This window comes from Acinetobacter sp. UC24323 (genome assembly GCF_024151445.1).
GTDB classification, from domain to species: domain Bacteria; phylum Pseudomonadota; class Gammaproteobacteria; order Pseudomonadales; family Moraxellaceae; genus Acinetobacter; species Acinetobacter baumannii.
In genome coordinates this window covers 483,473-503,170 of record NZ_JAHIBY010000001.1, presented here as the reverse complement: position 1 = coordinate 503,170, position 19,698 = coordinate 483,473, and the positions used below count along the sequence as shown (strand labels likewise).

The 19,698-nt window shown below is 40.3% G+C and carries 16 protein-coding genes and 1 pseudogene; 12 read left to right on the top strand and 5 right to left on the bottom strand.

Annotation, left to right across the window (positions count from 1 at the left end):
- Positions 1 to 58: 58 nt before the first annotated feature.
- Complete coding sequence (locus KNQ97_RS02385) at positions 59 to 655, top strand: NAD(P)H-dependent oxidoreductase (protein ID WP_001062882.1); 597 nt, start codon at positions 59 to 61, stop codon at positions 653 to 655.
- Positions 656 to 711: 56 nt separating this feature from the next.
- Here KNQ97_RS02385 and pobR read toward each other — a convergent pair whose 3' ends face one another.
- The gene (pobR, locus tag KNQ97_RS02380) at positions 712 to 1,527 is read right to left on the bottom strand and encodes an IclR family transcriptional regulator PobR (protein WP_001139492.1); all 816 of its coding nucleotides are present in this window, start codon (positions 1,525 to 1,527) and stop codon (positions 712 to 714) included.
- A 141-nt stretch (positions 1,528 to 1,668) separates the two neighbouring features.
- On the opposite strand from pobR, the gene pobA reads away from it, so the two are divergent.
- The 8 genes from pobA (at position 1,669) to phnX (ending at position 11,150) form a co-directional block, all read left to right on the top strand.
- Positions 1,669 to 2,883 (top strand): 4-hydroxybenzoate 3-monooxygenase, encoded by a 1,215-nt coding sequence (pobA, locus tag KNQ97_RS02375; protein WP_253611751.1) that lies wholly within the window; start codon positions 1,669 to 1,671, stop codon positions 2,881 to 2,883.
- A 175-nt stretch (positions 2,884 to 3,058) separates the two neighbouring features.
- Positions 3,059 to 3,781 carry a UTRA domain-containing protein gene (locus tag KNQ97_RS02370; RefSeq protein WP_000434324.1) on the top strand — a complete coding sequence of 241 codons (723 nt, stop codon included), beginning with the start codon at positions 3,059 to 3,061 and terminating at the stop codon, positions 3,779 to 3,781.
- Between the two features lie 91 nt (positions 3,782 to 3,872).
- Positions 3,873 to 4,910: a putative 2-aminoethylphosphonate ABC transporter substrate-binding protein gene (locus KNQ97_RS02365; RefSeq protein ID WP_253611750.1), complete on the top strand. Its 1,038-nt coding sequence runs from the start codon at positions 3,873 to 3,875 to the stop codon at positions 4,908 to 4,910.
- A gap of 22 nt (positions 4,911 to 4,932) precedes the next feature.
- Positions 4,933 to 6,135, top strand: a complete 1,203-nt coding sequence (locus KNQ97_RS02360; protein ID WP_253611749.1) for an ABC transporter ATP-binding protein — start codon at positions 4,933 to 4,935, stop codon at positions 6,133 to 6,135.
- A complete protein-coding gene (locus KNQ97_RS02355) occupies positions 6,129 to 7,838 on the top strand; it encodes a putative 2-aminoethylphosphonate ABC transporter permease subunit (RefSeq protein WP_253611748.1) in 1,710 nt (569 codons plus the stop codon). The genes KNQ97_RS02360 and KNQ97_RS02355 overlap by 7 nt, the downstream gene beginning before the upstream one ends.
- 101 nt (positions 7,839 to 7,939) lie before the next feature.
- Positions 7,940 to 9,094, top strand: a complete 1,155-nt coding sequence (locus KNQ97_RS02350; protein WP_253611747.1) for a TIGR03364 family FAD-dependent oxidoreductase — start codon at positions 7,940 to 7,942, stop codon at positions 9,092 to 9,094.
- Between the two features lie 26 nt (positions 9,095 to 9,120).
- Complete coding sequence (phnW, locus tag KNQ97_RS02345; RefSeq protein ID WP_005132327.1) at positions 9,121 to 10,308, top strand: 2-aminoethylphosphonate--pyruvate transaminase; 1,188 nt, start codon at positions 9,121 to 9,123, stop codon at positions 10,306 to 10,308.
- A gap of 26 nt (positions 10,309 to 10,334) precedes the next feature.
- Complete coding sequence (gene phnX / locus KNQ97_RS02340) at positions 10,335 to 11,150, top strand: phosphonoacetaldehyde hydrolase (protein WP_000210529.1); 816 nt, start codon at positions 10,335 to 10,337, stop codon at positions 11,148 to 11,150.
- Between the two features lie 222 nt (positions 11,151 to 11,372).
- On the opposite strand, the gene KNQ97_RS02335 is transcribed toward phnX, so the two are convergent.
- Together KNQ97_RS02335 and KNQ97_RS02330 are read right to left on the bottom strand one after the other, a co-directional pair.
- Positions 11,373 to 12,623: an MFS transporter gene (locus tag KNQ97_RS02335; RefSeq protein WP_253611746.1), complete on the bottom strand. Its 1,251-nt coding sequence runs from the start codon at positions 12,621 to 12,623 to the stop codon at positions 11,373 to 11,375.
- Positions 12,624 to 12,684: 61 nt separating this feature from the next.
- Positions 12,685 to 13,836: an acyl-CoA dehydrogenase family protein gene (locus KNQ97_RS02330; RefSeq protein ID WP_109267375.1), complete on the bottom strand. Its 1,152-nt coding sequence runs from the start codon at positions 13,834 to 13,836 to the stop codon at positions 12,685 to 12,687.
- A 331-nt stretch (positions 13,837 to 14,167) separates the two neighbouring features.
- On the opposite strand from KNQ97_RS02330, the gene KNQ97_RS02325 reads away from it, so the two are divergent.
- Positions 14,168 to 15,385, top strand: coding sequence for a CaiB/BaiF CoA-transferase family protein (locus tag KNQ97_RS02325; RefSeq protein WP_110957994.1), 1,218 nt, complete (start codon positions 14,168 to 14,170; stop codon positions 15,383 to 15,385).
- A gap of 186 nt (positions 15,386 to 15,571) precedes the next feature.
- Positions 15,572 to 16,417 carry an IclR family transcriptional regulator gene (locus tag KNQ97_RS02320; RefSeq protein WP_000996083.1) on the top strand — a complete coding sequence of 282 codons (846 nt, stop codon included), beginning with the start codon at positions 15,572 to 15,574 and terminating at the stop codon, positions 16,415 to 16,417.
- 67 nt (positions 16,418 to 16,484) lie between these two features.
- On the opposite strand, the gene KNQ97_RS02315 is transcribed toward KNQ97_RS02320, so the two are convergent.
- Positions 16,485 to 17,294, bottom strand: coding sequence for an enoyl-CoA hydratase (locus tag KNQ97_RS02315; protein ID WP_001186963.1), 810 nt, complete (start codon positions 17,292 to 17,294; stop codon positions 16,485 to 16,487).
- A gap of 221 nt (positions 17,295 to 17,515) precedes the next feature.
- Between KNQ97_RS02315 and KNQ97_RS02310 the strand changes: the two genes are divergently transcribed.
- Positions 17,516 to 18,487, top strand: coding sequence for a nitronate monooxygenase family protein (locus KNQ97_RS02310; protein WP_000850357.1), 972 nt, complete (start codon positions 17,516 to 17,518; stop codon positions 18,485 to 18,487).
- Between the two features lie 38 nt (positions 18,488 to 18,525).
- Here the strand turns inward: KNQ97_RS02310 and KNQ97_RS02305 are convergent.
- Positions 18,526 to 19,698, bottom strand: a pseudogene (locus KNQ97_RS02305) (MFS transporter).

The following is a 19,698-nucleotide window of genomic DNA, read 5'->3' as shown; positions in this document are numbered from 1 at the left end:
ATCACTGTTGAATTTATTGTGGAGTTAATATGGCTTCATCAAAAACGTGGAGACAGTCATGGCTAAAATATTGGTATTAAAATCCAGCATTATGGGTGAGGGTTCACAAACCAATCGTCTAATCGATGTAATGCTTGAACACCGTAAAGACCAAGGTTTGCAAGATGACATTACCATACGCAATTTAGCTGAAATGAACTTGCCTGTATTAGATTTAGAAATCTTTCAGGCGCTTCGTGGGGCTGAAAATGTAAATCAAGACATTCAACGAATCGTTGCTTTGTCTGATGAATTAATTGCTGAATTAAAAAGCGCTGATTTATTGGTCATTGGCGCACCCATGTACAACTTAAATGTCCCGACTCAACTTAAAAACTGGTTTGATTTGGTGGCACGAGCAAGACAAACATTCCGCTACACCGAAACTTATCCTCAAGGTTTGGTTGAAGGCGTAAAAGCGGTGGTGGTAAGTAGTCGGGGTGGTATTCATGTCGGCCAAGAAACTGAGGCAGTCACGCCTTATCTCAAAGCAGTGTTAGGGCTAATGGGCATTCATGACGTCGATTTTATCTATGCAGAAGGCTTAGACATGCAGGCCTATCGCAGCAATGCTTTAGATTTGGCAAGCCAGCAAGTTAAAGAATTCGCTATTTAAAATTATGAGTTAAAACTCTTGTACCTCTAATTGATGACAAGAGTTTCTAAGTCTATTTAAATTACATTTCTAAGTTCATTTGCCGTGTTGCGTAGCAATGGCAAAATTTGCTGAACCAAATAATCTTCTTGTATGCGGTTGGTTTGAGACATGCAGTTAAGTGCTGCCACTGCTTGACCTTGTGCATTAAAAACGGGCACGGCAATCGCAATTACACCAAGTTCATGTTCTTCTTTAGAAAGACAATAATCCGATAACGAAATACCCTTAAGCACTTCAAAAAACTTTGACTCATCTACTATGGTAAAAGGCGTTAAGCGTTTTAAACCGTAATTTTTTACCCACGTATGTTGGGCTTCTTCAGGTAGTGCTGCCAGCAATACTTTACCCGTGGAAGTGGCATGGGCAGGGAGACGGTTTCCTAAGTGCATGCCATAAGGACTAACGCGCAAATTATCTTGCTGTGGTAAATAACTACGGGCAATCGGCACCACTTCGTTATCGTCTAACACCACAATCGAAAAAGTCAGCGACGTCTGCGCGCACAAAAGATTTAAAAATGATTGAGCAACTTTAGGCAGGTGGGCAGAGCTTAGATAAGAACTCGAAAAGCGCAGCACGCGATGAGTGAGCCAAAAGTAATGTTCATCGGTTTCTAAATAGCCTAAGTATTTTAAAGTTTTTAGGTAACGCCTTGCCGCTGTACGACTAATACCTGTTCGTTCTGCCACTTGAGTGACATTAAGCCGCTGGCGATCTGTTCCAAAAGCTTCCAGTAAAGCCAAGCCTTTTGCTAATCCTGCAATGTAGTCATCTTGACGAATTTTCTCATGCGAGTTCGGGTGCTCTAGAAAAGCATCGAGAGAAGGCATCCTTTCATTCCTGTTATTTTGGTTGTTTCTGTCCGCTATTCGGACAAACTAAATGATAAACGGTTATTTTCGTCTTGAATACATAGTGAACAAAACTTAAAGCCAGTAATTTAAAAGTCAGGATGAAACAAGGATGAAGTTATGGATATTTTAAAGACACAGGTTGCAATTATTGGTTCTGGACCAGCAGGGTTATTGCTTGGGCAACTTCTATATAAAGCTGGAATTGATCATATTATTGTTGAGCAACGTAGTGCTGAATATGTGGCTTCACGGATTCGCGCAGGAATTTTAGAGCAAGTTTCAGTCGACTTACTAAAACAAGCAGGCGTTGACCAAAACTTAAAAGAAAAAGGATTACCGCATTCAGGCATCGAAATCTTAACCAATGGTGAATTGCATCGAGTTGATTTGGCTGCACTCACAGGTGGTAAACAAGTGACTGTATATGGTCAGACCGAAGTCACCAAAGATTTAATGACTGCGCGTGAAGCAGAGCAGCTCACTTCATATTATGAAGCTCACAATGTACAAGTGAAAGATTTCTACACTGCACCAAAAGTTGAGTTTGAGTACCAAGGTAAAGCCTTTCAAATTCAGTGTGACTTTATAGCAGGTTGTGATGGCTATCATGGTGTCTGCCGTGCCAGTGTGCCTGAAGATAAAATTAAGACCTTTGAAAAAGTTTATCCGTTTGGCTGGTTAGGGGTGTTGGCCGATGTGCCACCTGTAGCTGATGAACTCATTTACGTACAGTCAGAGCGGGGATTTGCTTTATGTAGTATGCGCTCAGAAACACGTAGCCGTTATTATTTACAAGTCCCTTTAACAGATCACGTCGAAGACTGGTCGGATGAAAAGTTTTGGGATGAGTTAAAAAACCGCCTAGACCCTGAAAGCCGTGAAAAGTTAGTGACAGGACCTTCTATTGAAAAAAGTATCGCGCCGTTACGTAGCTTTGTGACCGAGCCAATGCGTTTCGGAAAACTATTTTTAGCAGGCGATGCTGCGCATATTGTTCCACCGACAGGAGCAAAAGGCCTCAATCTCGCGGCTTCCGATATTGCATATTTATCAAGCGCACTCATTGAATATTACGCCGAAGGTTCCGAACAAGGGATAAATGAATACTCTGAAAAATGCCTACAACGCGTATGGAAAGCAGAGCGTTTTTCTTGGTGGATGACTCATTTATTGCATCGTTTTGAAACTGAAAGTGAGTTTGATCACAAGATTAAACAAGCCGAGTTAAGTTATGTACTTGGCTCGATCGCAGGTAAAACAACCTTGGCTGAAAACTATGTCGGGTTGCCTTATGAAATTAAGCAAATTGATAGTTTTAAGCACGCCAGCTAAAGACTAAGTAAAAATAAAAAGGGCATAAAAATGCTCTTTTTTTATAGAAAAATTTAAGTGGGCCGTACTAGCTTAAGAGATTGTTTTGCTTAAAAGATCAGCATTAATAAAAGCTTTTGTCATATTTTTTCAGTATATTGCTATTAATTTCTTTATTTATAAATTCTAAGTTTGTATGGAACAGGACCAAGCACGCATACCTAAATATATTCCTATTCGCGATGCAATTGCCCATGATATTGAATCTGGCGTATTAGAAGCCCACGCAAAACTCCCTTCGGAAAGAGTACTTTCGGAACAATTCCAAACCACACGAGTGGCTGCACGTGAAGCTTTACTGGCTTTGGAAACTGATGGTCTGATTTATCGACTAGACCGCCGTGGTTGGTATGTTCGTTCTCCTCGTATTATTTATCACCCACAGTCGACTAAAAACTTTAATCAGTTCGTGATTGAACAAGGTTATGAACCTTCGACAGAAGTGATTTCGAGTGAGCTAACGACAGCTACTTCTTGGGATGCCAAACATTTAAAAGTTGAAAAAGGGCATCCGATTTATTCAGTTTGGCGACGTCGTTGTATTAATGGTCGACCTGTTTTGGTTGAACATTTACGTGTGAATGCCGAGCTTTTTCCCGAGTTTTTAACTCATGATCTCAAGCAATCCATTACTTTACTGATGGCAAATCAATATAACTGCCATATCACCAGAGCTGACATTAACCTCTATCCAACGGCTTTATCGGAACAGCAGGCCAAAGCACTGCATGTGAATGTTGGCGCGCTCGGTTTATATATTTGCCGTAGCAACAGAAATGAAGAGGGCGTGATTACCGATGTTGACCAAGAATATTGGCTACACGATGTTTTAGATTTACATTTCGAAGCGCGAGCATAAAAATGCAATCTGGTTTAAACCAGATTAATTAAACTGTCATATAAAGCTGTTGAAATACGATCATCAAATAATTGCATTCGATGGTTTGCAGATGAAAAAGTATATTCAACAGACAATTAAACTCGGCACTGCATCAATTTTAGGTGTAGTAGTTACTATTCAAATGGGATGTTCATCAGCAACATCAAAACAATCAGAAGAAATTACAGTCTATACGGCAGTGGAAGCCGATCAGCTTAAGCAATACCAAGAAGAATTACACAAAGCCTATCCAGAACTCAAAGTAAAATGGGTACGTGATTCAACTGGTGTAATCACCGCGAAACTTTTGGCAGAGCAGAAAAACCCACAAGCGGATGTGGTTTTTGGTGTGGCTTTAACCAGTTTGCTGGTCATGGAAAAAAAAGACATGCTCGAGCCTTTTAAACCTGAAGGCGTGCAAAATCTAAAATCGGAATTTGTAAGTCAAAAATCTGTACCAACGTGGACGGGTATGGATGCATGGGAATCTGCAATCTGTGTCAATAAAGTCGAATTAGAAAAACGTAAGTTACCGATTCCAAAAACTTGGAAAGATTTAACCAACCCAATTTATAAAAACCTGATTGTGATGCCAAATCCGGCTTCGAGTGGCACAGGCTATTTGGATGTCACGGCTTGGATGCAAATTTGGGGTGAAAAGCAGGCATGGGATTATATGCAGGCTTTGGATAAAAACATTTCACAATATCCTCACTCGGGTTCAAAACCTTGCAAGATGGCAGCACAAGGTGAAATTCCAATTGGGGTTTCTTTTGGTTATCCGGCATTTAAATTAAAAGCAGAGGGTGCGCCTTTAGAAGTGGTTTATCCAACTGAAGGTTTAGGCTGGGAAATGGAAGCCTCAGCAATTGTGAAAGGAACCAAGAAATTAAGCAGCGCACAGAAATTTATAAATTGGTCGGTAAGCAAAGCGGCAAATGAAGCCTATGCCCATAACTTTTCAATGGTAGCTTATAAAGGCATTGAAAATACCACTATGGACTTCCCGAAAAATCTTCCTCAAATGCTCGTAAAAAATGATTTTTATTGGGCGGCCGAGCAGCGTGAACGTATTTTGGCTGAATGGTCAAAGCGTTTTGAAAAGTGATCTTTTGGATAAGGGCCTCATTATGCAAATACCTTCGTTATTGCAATCATCGCTGCTAGGTCAAAACCAAAAGGGCGAGTTCGCAGGGCATTTATTGTCGACATTAACGACTTATAAATATCCTGAACATGGCCCTTCGGTTTTAGAAGTGGTGGATATTCAAAAAAAGTTCCAACACTTTCAGGCCCTAAGTCATATTAACTTAGACCTGAAAGCAGGCGAATTCGTGAGCTTTTTGGGCCCTTCAGGGTGCGGTAAAACCACATTGCTACGCATCATTGCGGGTCTAGAAAAGCCTGATTATGGAAAAGTCATAAAAAAGGGCACGGACATTACGTTGCTGAGCGCTGAAAAGCGTCACTGCGGCATTGTGTTTCAGAACTATGCGTTATTTCCAAACTTAAATGTAGAAGAAAATATTGCTTTTGGCTTAGACAAAAAGAAGTGGGATAAGGCACAGCGTAGCCAACGGGTTCAACAGTTATTAGAGCTGATTGAATTACCCGATATTGCTAAAAAATATCCAAACCAATTGTCGGGTGGGCAGCAGCAACGTGTTGCGCTTGCTCGGGCAATTGCACCGAAGCCTGATATTTTACTGTTGGATGAACCATTGTCTGCACTCGATGCTCAGGTACGTCTAAACCTTAGACAAAAGATCCGTTCGATTCAATCGCAGCTTAATTTACCAACCATTATGGTCACACACGATCAAGAAGAAGCATTAAGCATTTCTGATCGTGTGGTGGTGATGAATCATGGCGTCATTGAGCAAATTGATACACCGCATAATATTTATTACAAGCCACAAACCCAATTCGTTGCTAAGTTTATTGGCACCATGAACTTTTTAAAAGCCACTTGTTCGGTCGTTAATCAGCTCGAGGTTTTGGGTTTTATTCCTCTAAATTTGGAGCAGCAAAAACTTAAAGCAGGGGAAAACTACAGTATTGGTTTTAGACCGGAAGCTGTTGAGTTGGTTGATGATTTTGGTAGTGATAAAGAGTCGTTGTATTTGCCGGTTAAAGTATTAAGCACTGAATTTTTAGGTGCCAAGCGTCGTTTATTTTGCGCTATTCATATCGATGGAATTGAGCAGGAAAAACACCTTTTGCAAATTGAAATTGAAAATACCAAGTTCAAAACTTTGCAAGAACTGATGTTTATAAAAGTGCCTAATCAGCTCATTCATGTCTTTGACGAACAAGGGTACGCACTATGTTAAATGAAGCTGCTTCAGCGGTTTTAAAAACACAGCCGCGTCGAAAAACTGAATATTCATTAAGATCAAATGTTGCTTTAGCAGCCGTTGCAATCGCTTTAACTTTAGCGATTATTGCTCCTTTAATGATGTTGTTTGAAACTGCATTTTTTGATGAAAATCAAAATTTTGTTGGTCTTGAAAATTTTTATAACTATTTTGTAAGTCCAGCTTTACTCAGCTCTGTATTTAACTCGGTGTGGGTTGCTTGTGCTGCTACTGTCATTACAGTATTTCTTGCCAGTATTTATGCTTTTGCACTCACCAATGTGAATATAAAAGGCAAAGGCTTCTTTAAATTGGTTGCTTTCTTACCGATTTTAGCACCGTCACTTTTGCCTTCTTTGGCATTGGTTTATTTGTTTGGTAAGCAAGGTGTGTTTAAACCTTTGCTGGGCGATATACAAATTTATGGTCCAATCGGCATTTTAATCAGTTACTGCTTTTGGCTATTTCCGGCAATTTTAATGTTGATGATGGTGTCTTTTCGCAGTGTCGATCAGCGTTTAATTGAGGCATCTTTGTCACTGGGTAAAAATATCTGGAAGACGCATTACCATGTCACACTACCAGCAATTCGGTATGGACTCATCAGCGCAAGTCTGGTGGCTTTTATTTATGTGCTGACCGATTTCGGAATTCCGAAAGTCATTGGCGGGTCATTTAACATGATGGCGCTTGATGTCTATAAGCAGATTATTGGTCAGCAAAACATGAGCATGGGTGCGGTGATTTCCATCTTGTTATTGCTACCAGCAGTGTTCGTCTTTATTTTCGATCGTATTCAAAGCAAACGTCATGCACGTTTTCAAGCCTTTCAGGCTAAACCTTATATTGCGACATCGAATAAAAAACTTGAAATGGTTTTGAGTCTATTTTGTGGTTTGGTTTCAGGGGCGATTTTACTGATTATCTTTACGGCAGTGCTGGCTTCATTCATTCAGTCTTGGCCTTATGATTTGTCTTTGACCTTAGCGCATTACAGTTTTGAATATGTCGATGGTGGCGGTTGGGCAGCGTACTTTAACTCGGTTCGCATGGCACTCTTTAGTACGGTTTTTGGAACAGCACTGATTTTTATGGTGGCACTATTAACCGAACGTTTTAAGGCACATCCATTCATTAAAAACTATGTGCAAGCTTTGGTTTTATTACCACTTGCTGTGCCGGGGCTGGTTCTAGGTATTGCTTATATTTTGTTTTTTAACCAGCAGAGTAATCCGTTAAACGTGCTGTATGGAACCATGACCATTTTGGTGATTTCAACCATTGTGCATTATTACACCGTGCCACATCTGACTTTAACCAATGCGATTAAACAAATTCCGCTACAGCTCGACCAAGCAGCACAAACTTTAGGAACATCGAAGTGGAAAACCTTATGGAAAGTGTATTTGCCCATGTGCTTTCCAGCGCTATGCGATGTATCGGTCTATATTTTTGTCAATGCCATGACCACTGTGTCGGCTGCCATTTTCCTTTATTCACCAGACACTAGTTTAGCTGCGGTGGCCGTTTTAAATATGGATGATGCAGGAGATACTGTTGCTGCTGTTGCGATGAGCATTCTCATTTTAACCACTTCATGTGTTGTAAAACTCATTCACTGGTTATTTACCAGAAAAATTATGGCAAGAAGTCAGCAATGGCATGAAAGCGCTCACTAAGTTTTAGCTAAACACAATTTTTATTTAACCGATTGAAACGAAATGCTTTGTTCAACAAGGCAAGGGTTTGTTCATCCTAAATTTCGCAAATTGGAAGTCTTATGAATAACGCACAGTTTGATTTAATTGTTGTCGGAGCCGGTATTTTAGGTTTGTCCGCTGCAATACAGGCACAAGAACAAGGCTTGAAAGTCTGTATCTTCGAGAAAAATGCCAAACCTGTAGGGGCTACTCGCCGTAATTTTGGCATGGTCGGAACTTCGACCTTAACCCATCCAGAGCAACAGTGGCGAAAGTACGCGCTTGAAACGCGTTCTTTTTATCAGCGTATTCAAACTGAAACCGATATTTCGTTTGCTCAACGCCAAGGTGTCTATCTGGCAAACACGGCACTTGAATGGCAGGTTTTAAATGAGTTTGCCGAGCGTGCAAATGATTACCAAATTCCAGTTCATTTGTTTAGCCATGAGGAATTGGTCACCCAATTTTCTTATTTAAATCCTTCGCAGCAGTTTCAAGGCGGTTTGGTTTTTGAAGAAGATTATTCGGTCGAACCGCATGTGATTGGGCAGCGACTATTGGCATATGCCGAAAGAAACGGTGTAGAGATTTATACCAATGCCTGTGTTGTTCAAACCCAATATCAGCAGGAAAGTTGTCAGGTTCGTTTGGCAAGTGGCGAGGCATATCGGGCAAATAAAGTTTTGATCTGTCACGGCGAAGTCATCGATGTTTTATATCCAGATATCTTACAAAGCTTAAATCTGAAACGTTGTGGCTTACAAATGGCCCTGACTCAACGGTTTCACCAAAAACTAAATGCTTCTCTTTATTCAGGCTTATCTATTTCACGCTATCCAGCTTTTGAAATTTGCCCAAGTCATGCCGAGTTAGTTAAAGCGTCACAAAAAGGCTTCATTAAAGAATTCGGTATTCATATTCTGATTAAACAAAACGAATTTGGCCAACTGATCATAGGGGATAGCCACGAATACCATTCAATTAATGAAGCGCCTCAGTTCGAGCAGCGTGAAGAGATTAATGAGTTTATTCAAACGTACTGCCACGAAAAACTAGGGCTGACTTTACCTCCAATTCAAAAACGCTGGAATGGTTATTACCTGACCCATGAACATGAGTTGGCCTGTTTCACTGAAGCTGAAAAAAATATCTTTCTGGTGAGTGCAATAGCTGGCAAAGGCATGACTACAGGGGCTGGCTTTATGAAAGAAATATTAGAACAAAATATTTACTAGTTTGTCATCTGGTTTAAACCAGATTGATGTATATTGAAATGAACGCGAAAGAAATGAGTAACATTATGAACATGCAACCCCAACTCGATATGGATTTAGAGAACAAGTATTTGCTTCTTACTCCAGGACCATTATCAACATCGGTAACAGTACGCCGTGCAATGCAAAAAGATTGGTGTACTTGGGACCAAGAATACAACTCGCTGGTACAAGATATTCGCTCTCGTCTAGTCAACTTAGCAACCAGCCAACCTGAAAAATATACGGCTGTGTTAATGCAAGGCAGTGGAAGTTTTGCTGTGGAGTCTGTACTTGGTTCAGCTATTCCGCGTGATGGCAAAATCTTGATCATTAATAACGGCGCATATGGTGCACGTATGGTGCAAATGGCGCGTTGCTTAAATATTGAAGTTGTAGAGCTGAACTATTTAGAAACTCAAACACCAGATTTACAAGAGATTGAGCGCGTTTTAGAAGATAAAACCATTAGCCATGTTGCTTGTGTGCACTGTGAAACCACCACTGGTATTTTAAATCCGATTCAAGACATTGGCCGTTTAGTTAAAGCAGCAGGAAAAATCTGGATTGTGGATGCCATGAGTTCATTTGGTGGAGTACCTATGGATATGGCTGAGCTTGAAATTGATTTTCTAATTTCAAGTGCAAATAAATGTATTCAAGGTGTTCCGGGCTTTGGCTTTATTTTGGCAAAGCGTGATTGCCTAGAAGCATGTAAAGGCTTGGCACGTTCGGTCAGTCTCGATTTGTATGACCAGTGGAATACGATGGAGCAGCATAACGGTAAATGGCGTTTTACCTCGCCAACCCATGTGGTACGTGCATTTTATCAAGCATTACTTGAGCTTGAGACAGAAGGCGGTGTTGCTGCACGTTATCAACGTTATTTACAAAACCAACAAACCTTATCTAAAGGTATGCAACAACTTGGCTTTGAATTGGTGCTCGGTGAAGAGTGCCCACAATCACCCATCATTACCACTTTTCTTTACCCAACAGCCGAGAAATTTAGCTTTCAGTCATTCTATGAAACGCTAAAAAAATCAGGCTATGTAATTTATCCGGGCAAAGTCACAGATCTCAACTGCTTCCGTATAGGCAATATTGGCGAAGTTTATATTCAAGATATTGAAGGGCTTCTTGCTGCAATTGCGAGCTACTGCGAAAACCACCTAAACCAAGCTGTAACAGCATAATTTTTATTAAATTAAGGGGATACATCATGACAACCAACAACACACAAATTCAGGCTGTGGTTTTTGACTGGGCTGGTACAACAGTAGATTTTGGCTCACGCGCACCAATTTTAGCTTTTATGGCTTTATTTAAAGACAATAAAGTTGAAATTACGGTTGAAGAAGCGCGTGCCCCAATGGGGTTAGAAAAACGTGACCATATTGCAGCTGTTTTAAAAATGCCGCGTGTAGCAGCGGCATGGCAGGAAGTATACGGGCAGGCGGCAACTGAAGCAGATATTGACCGTTTATATAAAGACTTTATTCCGTACCAGTTAAATTCTATTCCGAAATGTTCTGCTTTAATTCCGGGTGCATTGGAAACGTTTGAAAATATTAAAAAGCGTGGTGCAAAAATTGGTAGTAATACGGGCTATGCATCCATGATGATTGGCCGCTTGGTCAAAGATGCTGCCGATCAGGGCTACCGTCCAGACTGTATCGTTACTGCCAGTGACGTGAAATATGGCCGTCCATATCCTGAAATGTTATGGAAGAACTTAATTCAACTCGACGTATCGGACATCAAAACTGTTGTAAAAGTAGATGATACCGTGGTGGGTATCGATGAAGGTTTAAATGCTGGATGCTGGACCGTCGGACTTGCGATTAGTGGCAATGAAGTCGGTTTAAGCTATGAAGAGTGGAGTGCATTATCGGCCGATGAACAGATTGTTCTAAAAGATAAGGCATACCAAAAAATGAATGCGTCGGGCGCTCACTATGTGATTGATAGTGTCGCTGATTTGCCAAATGTACTCGATGATATTGAACGCCGTTTGGAGCAGGGTGAACGTCCTTAAAGATAGTTTAGGCCAATATATTTTTAAGCTTAGCTCCCTTGGGAGCTAAGCTTACCTAAAAAATTAAAATGAAGAGTAATAAACTCTACATACGTGGAAATAAGGAATAACTTTGAAACGTCAATTCCTTATTTCTTGCTAACGATCCAAACCATGTGTTTAGTTCGTTAGACCATCAATCCTATAGTCATAGGACCTATAGGATTTTTTGTGATGGATCTTTTACGACTTTTGAGGGTCGTATATTTTTTCTTTAATGAATAGGGCTGGTATCACACCACAAATCAGGTAGGCAGCGCCCATGACGACAAAACCTAAACCAATTGAGCCGCCAGAGGCTAAGAAACCAATCGTTGCAGGGGCTAATGCAGCGCCTAAACGTCCGACGTTATAAGCACCACCAATAGCTGTACCGCGAATAGCAGTCGCAAAACTTTCGGTCATATAGGTTGCATTTACACCATAAGGGATGCCGTATAGAAAACCAAAGGTCACCAGTAAATATAGAATGTTGCTTGGCGAGTTATAAAAGACAATCAGAGGTAGGAAAATAGCAGTACCGATTGCACCAAAGGCATAGGTAAAACGACGCCCTAATTTATCGGCCATCATACCCGCAAGAACTTTACCTAAAATCATAGCGGTATATGTACCTACCATATAGGCGGTCATTTCCTTAAATTTCATACCCAGTTCGCTTTCTAGATATGACGGCATCCAGTTATTTACGCCATAGTAGCCAAACTGTAAAAAGCCTGCCGTTAACGCCCATAAGATAAACATATTACGGTTTCGTTTATCTTGGAAAATAAGCTTAAATGCCGAGGTTTTCGATGCGTTTTGAGCCATGACTGGTTGTTGTAGTCGAGACTTTTGCCATGCTTCTGGTTCTGGTACAAGCACATGCATGAGAACAGCAATAATGACCGGAATAATCGCAACATAAAACAGCATGCGCCAGCCATGATCAGGAATAATCCAGCCTGCAAGCAAGGTCGCAACAATATAGCCGACGGTCCAGCCAGCTTGTAGCGTGCCTAGTACTGTGGTGCGATAACGGGTTGGGACATATTCGGCCATGAGGGTATTACAGGCAATATAAAGTGAACCCAAACCCAGTGATGCAAAAAATCTTAAAATACCAAACTGAAGAAAGCTCTGGGTAAAACCTAAACCACAGGTGAGGAGCGAGAAAGTTAAAATAGAAATAACCACAATGCGCACGCGACCAAATTTATCGCACGCCCATCCCCCAAAAATTCCACCAACAGCCATACCTGCCAATGTAAAACTGCCAAGCATACCTGCTTGTACTGAACTTAATCCAAAATCTGCCTTAATACTATTTAAGCTATAAGACAGCAGCATCAAATCTGTCCCATCTACCAATAGTGCTAGAAATGCAAAAATAAATGCTATTTTCCACGTATGAGGCTGTATACGAGAAAGACCTTCTTTGTAATTTGTAGCCATAATCCATTACCTACATTTGATAAAAAGCACTCCAAGTCGTTTTAAAGTGCTTAAAATTTAATTAAGACGCAGCGCGAATCATGTTTCGGGCAATAATCACTTGTTGAATTTGAGTGGTCCCTTCATAAAGACGGAACAGACGAACATCTCGATAAAAACGTTCAATGGCATATTCACTGATATAACCTGCACCGCCGTGAATTTGTACGCAGCGATCAGCAACGCGGCCACACATTTCGGTTGCAAACATTTTTGCGCAAGAAGCTTCGGTGCTAACGTTTTGCCCTGCATCGCGTAGGCGTGCAGCGTCTAAGACCATACATTTGGCGGCATAAATTTCAGCTTTCGAGTCAGCAAGCATGGCTTGAATGAGTTGGAATTCGGCAATTGGTTGTCCAAATTGCTTGCGTTCGATGGCGTAATTTAAAGAATCATCTAGCATTCGTGTTGCTGCGCCGACACTCAAGGCAGCAATATGCAAACGGCCTTTATCGAGCACTTTCATGGCAGTTTTAAAACCAACCCCTTCAACACCACCAATGAGTGCTGAAGCTGGAATGCGACAATTTTCAAAAATAACGTCACAGGTATGGGCGCCTTTTTGCCCCATTTTTTTATCGCGCTTGCCAAGAAAAATACCGGGAGTTTGGCTATCAACAATAAAGGCAGAAATGCCGCCAGCACCTTTAATGTCAAAGTTTGTGCGTGCCATGACTGTAAATACACCAGCATGAGGTGCATTGGTAATAAAGCGTTTGGTGCCATTTAAAATATAAAAATCACCATCTTTTACTGCACTGGTTTTTAAAGATGCCGCATCAGAACCTGCATCCGGTTCGGTTAAGCAAAAAGAGCTGATCACTTCACCACGTGCTAAACGCGGTAAGAAAAAGGATTTCTGTGCTTCGGTCCCATCAATAATCAGGCCACTTGAACCAATGCCATTATTGGTTCCAATCAGAGAGCGAAAAGCAGGAGAAGTACGACCCAATTCAAAAGCGACATAGACTTCTTCTTCCATCGTTAAGCCAAGACCTTCGTACTCTTCAGGAATGGTTAAACCAAATAAGCCGAGAGCTTTCATTTGCTCAACGATATCTTGAGGAATTTCATCTGTTTCAGCGACTTCATTCTCATGAGGAATTAATACACCTTCAACAAATTGTCGAATCATATCAACAAGTTGATTTAAGGTTTCCTGATCTCGAATCATAGTCTCGTCCTTTTACTACATGCAGAAAACATCAATGTGATGTTCGTAAAATCACCAATATTTGAAGTGATAGTAATCAAAGGACGAACGCAAAACAATATATTTTGAAAATTAATTTCGCAATGCGATACTCTGTTGTTGATTTATATTTGGCTAATTTGTTGATTTATTTAAGCTATATTTTCTTGTAAAAAATCATTATTTTTAGTGGAAAATTAAAGTTTGATTTTTCAAAAGAGGTGTGTATATTAAAAATATATATCGCTATGCGAAATTTTAAATGGATAAGTTTTCCTATAGGAAATAAGTCACAAAATATAGTGGGATAAAGATGGGTGCTTTAAATGGAATTCGGGTGCTTGACTTAAGTCGGGTATTGGCTGGGCCTTGGTGTGGGCAGATTCTTGCCGATTTAGGCGCAGAAGTAATCAAGATTGAACGGCCGAAAGTTGGTGACGATACCCGTTCTTGGGGACCACCTTGGATGAAAGATGACTCAGGCCAAGATACTCAAGAAGCCGCTTATTATCAGTCAACCAACCGCAATAAACTATCGGTTGCCATCGACATTGCCAATCCTGATGGCCAAGAATTGATTAAAGCGCTTATTCAAGATACCGATGTCGTGATTGAAAACTACAAAGCGGGTTCTTTAAAGAAGTACGGTTTGGATTACGAGTCTTTATCTGCGATTAACCCTAAACTGGTGTATTGCTCGATTACTGGTTTTGGTCAAACTGGCCCAAGAGCAGAAGAGCCCGGTTATGACTTTATTATTCAGGGCATGGGCGGACTCATGTCAGTTACAGGTGAGCGTGATGATTTGCCGGGTGGTGGTCCACAAAAAGTAGGCGTTGCATTTTCTGACTTAGCCACGGGACTTTATTCTACGATTGCCATACAGGCTGCTTTACTCAACCGCCATGTGACGGGTTTAGGCCAATATATTGATATGGCTTTGCTTGATGTTCAAATTGCCACAATGGCAAATCAGGGAATGAATTATTTGTCATCAGGAAATATCCCTAAGCGTTATGGCAATGCACACGCTAATATTGTGCCTTATCAAGTGTTCAAAGCTTCTGACCGTGATTTTATTATCGCGTGTGGAAATGACACTCAGTTTATTCAACTCTGTCGTAGTATTGGTTTACCCGATTTACCAAATGATGCACGTTTTGCCCGAAATGCAGACCGAATTAAGCATCGCGATGAAATTATCGGAATTTTACAAACTCACTTTTTAACAAAAACAGCAGATGAATGGGTAGATGCAATTTATGCTGCTAAAGTTCCCGTAGGTGTAATCAATAACTTGGAACAAGCTTTTCAAGAACCGCAAGTGATTGCCCGTGAAATGTTAGTCGAGATGAACCATCCTCAACGTGAAAAACTGAAGGTAATTGGGTCACCAATCAAACTTTCTAGAACGCCAGTTGAGTACAAAACAGCACCTCCGCTGTTGGGTGAGCATACGCAGGCCGTTTTGGGGCGAATAGTTTCTTCAGAAAAACTAGCAGAGCTTAAAGAAAAGGGCGTAATTGGGTAGGTGGCTTAGAAGCGGAAGATTAAAATTATATTTAAAATCAGAAAATAAAATATTTAATCTTTCGCTTTAATAAGTTAAATGAAGTTATCTTTAAAATGCAGACTAGGATGTTTGCTCTTTTGCTATTTATAGAAAAAATAGATTATAATTTTCGCAGTGCGAAACAAAATATGGATTGGTATGACAATGAATGATGCAGTTGATGCAGAACAGACAGAAAAATTATTAGCGCCTTTAAGGCATGAATTATTACATCCGATTGAAGACATGCAGGATGAAAATGATCGTCAATTTATTACTGCATTAGCACGTGGTTTAGAGCTATTACGTTGTTTTACGCCTAAACATCAGCATTTGGGCAATCAAGAGCTTGCTCAGATGACAGGTTTGCCAAAACCAACCATTACTCGCCTCACACATACCTTGTCGCGTTTGGGTTATATCAAACAAGTACCTAACTCAAGCAAATTTCAGCTTTCAGTTGGAGTTCTTGCGTTTGGTTATTCGATGCTGTCTAACGTATCGATTCGCTCTATTGCTCATCCATATATGAAAAATTTGGCAGACTATGCTGGCGCTGCTGTAGCCATGGCAACACGTGATCGACTGAACATGATTTATCTTGATGTGGTGCAAGGCAAAGGCAATATGACCATGCGCCGTCAAGTTGGAACCTATTTACCGATTCATTTAAGTTCGATGGGACGTGCGTGTTTAGCTGCAATGCCTGAAGATGAAAGAGAGTTCTTACTTAATGCCATTCGTAACAAGCACAAAGAAGACTGGATCAAAATTAACCGTGATTTAGACAAAGCCTTTAAAGATTACCAAGATTTTGGATACTGTTTTTCTATTGGCGAATGGCATAAAGATGTCAATTCGGTTGCGGTTCCACTCATTCATGAACAACATGGTTTATTGGTGTTTAACTGTGGTGGTCCAAGCTTTATTATGAACCGTGAAAAACTCGAAGAAGATATTGCACCACGTCTTTTACATATGGTGAATAATATTCGTACCGAGATTAGCTAAACCTATTTGATCCATTTATAAGAGCCAGCTTTGTTTTTTTCAAGGCTGGCTTTTTATTGGGTAAGCTTTAGGCTGTTTGCTTATGAAAGTTCGGTTTCCGTTTTTCTTTGAAAGCACTTAATGCTTCTTTAAACTCGGAACCTTGTAAACAATGCGAGAAAATAGTCGACTCATGGTCAATACGATTGAGTAGATCATCAATTGGCATATCTCTTAGTAACTTTTTACTGAGCTGTAAGGCTTGGCTTGGTTTGTGAGCAAGTTTAATTGCCACATCTTCAACCACTTGATCCAGCTCATTGGCTTCAAATATTTCATTTACCAGACCATAATTTTTTGCTTGTTCCACCGAAAACTTTTCACCGAGTAAAATAATTTCCGAAGCTCGAGCAAAGCCCAATAATCTTGGCAAGATGTAACTTGAACCCGCTTCAGGTACAAGCCCTAAATTCACAAAGGGGAACTGAAAAATAGAGTTTTGGCTTGCATATACAAGGTCGCAATGTAGAAGCATAGTGCTGCCAATGCCAATTGCCACACCATTTACTTTAGCAATAATCGGTTTTGGAAAAGTTGCTAAGCTTTTTAAGAAAACAATCGAAGCGGGTGGTTCTGAAGTGGTGGTATCTCGTTTTTCAAATGCGTTTACATCATTGCCGCTGGTAAATGCGGAGTCTTCACCAGTAAGCACAACCACATGAATGTCTTGATTGGTTGCAGCTTGATCTAATGCCTGACTTAAAGCTGCATACATTTCATAATTAATTGCATTCTTTTTAGTGGCATTACTCATGGTGAGCGTTAGTATATTTCTATCAAAATACTTATGAATTGTGCCTGTTTTAAGCTCGCTTTGGGTTTTGTTGTTCTGCTGCATCGTTCATTCCTTTAAATAATTTTCCGTCTAAAATTTAAACTGATGCTATCGAAAAATAATTCCGTTATCAATTATTTTGTTTTATATTGTGGTATAAAATTTTGTATTGTGAAATTTTTAACTTAAATTACTTTAAATACTGATAGGATTTATGTGTAAATAAGCATCTAGCCCTGCTAGGGAAATAAGAGGCTGGCTATAGAACAGTGAGTGGAAAGAATATGAAGACCAAAATTACAGAACTATTTGAAATTGAGCATCCAATTATTCAAGGCGGTATGCATTATGTTGGTTTTGCAGAGCTTGCTGCTGCGGTTTCGAACGCGGGCGGGTTAGGTATTATCACTGGCCTGACTCAGCGTACACCTGAAAATCTGGCAAAAGAAATTGCACGTTGCCGAGAAATGACCGATAAACCTTTTGGGGTAAATTTAACCTTTTTACCTACCGTAAATACTCCTGATTATCCGGGTTTTGTAGAGGCAATTATTAAAGGTGGCGTAAAGATTGTAGAAACAGCAGGGCGTAATCCTGAACAGGTGATGCCATATTTAAAGGCTGCTGGTATTAAAGTAATTCACAAATGTACTTCGGTTCGACATAGCTTAAAAGCTCAGCAAATTGGATGTGATGCGGTTTCTGTAGATGGTTTTGAGTGTGGTGGGCATCCTGGTGAAGATGACGTGCCAAATATGATTTTATTGCCCTTAGCAGCCGATGCATTAGACATCCCGTTTGTTGCCTCAGGTGGTATGGCAGATGGGCGCTCACTCGCGGCTGCTTTAGCGATGGGAGCTGATGGAATTAATATGGGCACGCGTTTTATTGCGACTCAGGAAGCTCCCGTACATGAAAATGTGAAACAGGCGATTTTAAATGCAACCGAACGAGATACGCGTTTAATTATGCGTGCTTTGCGAAATACTGAACGTGTCATGAATAATGCGGCCGTAGAAAAAATCGTGGCAAAAGAAAAAGCACTCGGCGATAACATTAAATTTGAAGATATTATTGAAGAAGTTGCAGGGGTTTATCCAAAAGTCATGATTAATGGTGATGTTAATGCAGGTGCATGGTCATGCGGTTTAGTCGCAAGCTTAATCCATGATATTCCGACATGCGATGAACTGGTTAGCCGGATTGTCAAAGAGGCAGAAGATATTATTCGTGGTCGGTTATTAGGGGTTCTATAACGAACTATTGCCTACTTTATATAAGATCAGCACAAGCTTTAATTGTGCTGATTTTTTGCATCAAGCACACAATAATAAAGACATAGCACGGCAAAAATTAAGCCTAAAATACAGACACCTGTCCATCCGAAGTGTTTCCAAGCATAACTTCCTGCCGTTGTGCCTAAAGCGCCGCCAGCAAAGTAACCTGTCATATAAATGGCATTAAACCGCGAACGTAGTTCTTGATTAAGTTTAAATACAATACTTTGATTGGTGACATGTACCGCAGAAAGAGAAGCGTAGAGAATAAGTAAGGCTATAATATAAAAAGCAAAATGGTAGGGTAAAAGTGAAAAAAGAATCCAACTTACAATAAGCCCAATGCCGCAATAAATTGAAATTTTATGGATATAGCCTTAGTCAATAAATTTACCTGAAAAATTGGCAACGAACGTTCCTAACACGCCAACAAAACTGAAAAGCCCAATGGTAAAGTCACTAAAAAAATAAGGTGCTGGAGCCAGAAGCAACGACATGGTGGTAAAGGTTAAACTTACACAAGCAAATGTAAAACCACCAATATAAGTTCTGGTTCTTAACCGCCAATTTTGAATAAAAATCTGCGGTAAAGAGCGAATAGTTTTTACATAGTTTTCAGATTTGGTTGATGGAAATAACCCGATATTACGATGCAAAATAAAGGCAATAACAAGTAATAGAAAACCACTGACCAGATAAATAATATTCCAAGCGAAAAGCGTAGACATCAGTCCAGAAAGGGAGCGGGCGAGTAAAACCCCCATCATCAGTCCACTCAGTAAAAAGCCTACGACACGGCCACTTTGTTGAATTGGAACCAGACTTGCAGCAAGCGGTAACAACAGTTGGGCTGCGCTGGAAAATAAACCAGTAATGATAGTGCCAAGCAGTAAAAGATAAATATTGTGCGAAAAACCGCTAATAATTAATCCACTTGAAGCCAATAACATAAAGATAAATAGTAGCTTGCGCTTTTCTATTATGTCCCCTAATGGCATTAAAAAGAGTAAGCCACATGCGTAGGTGATTTGGGCTAGAGTGGGCACCCACGCTGTGGTTGTTTCGGTTAAATTTAGGCTTACACTAATTGAGTGAATAAGTGGCTGATTAAAATAATTTCCACCTGTACAAATGCCTGCGGCAATCGCCATTAAAATAATGGTTGGGGTATAGAGTGCGTTTTTCATCAT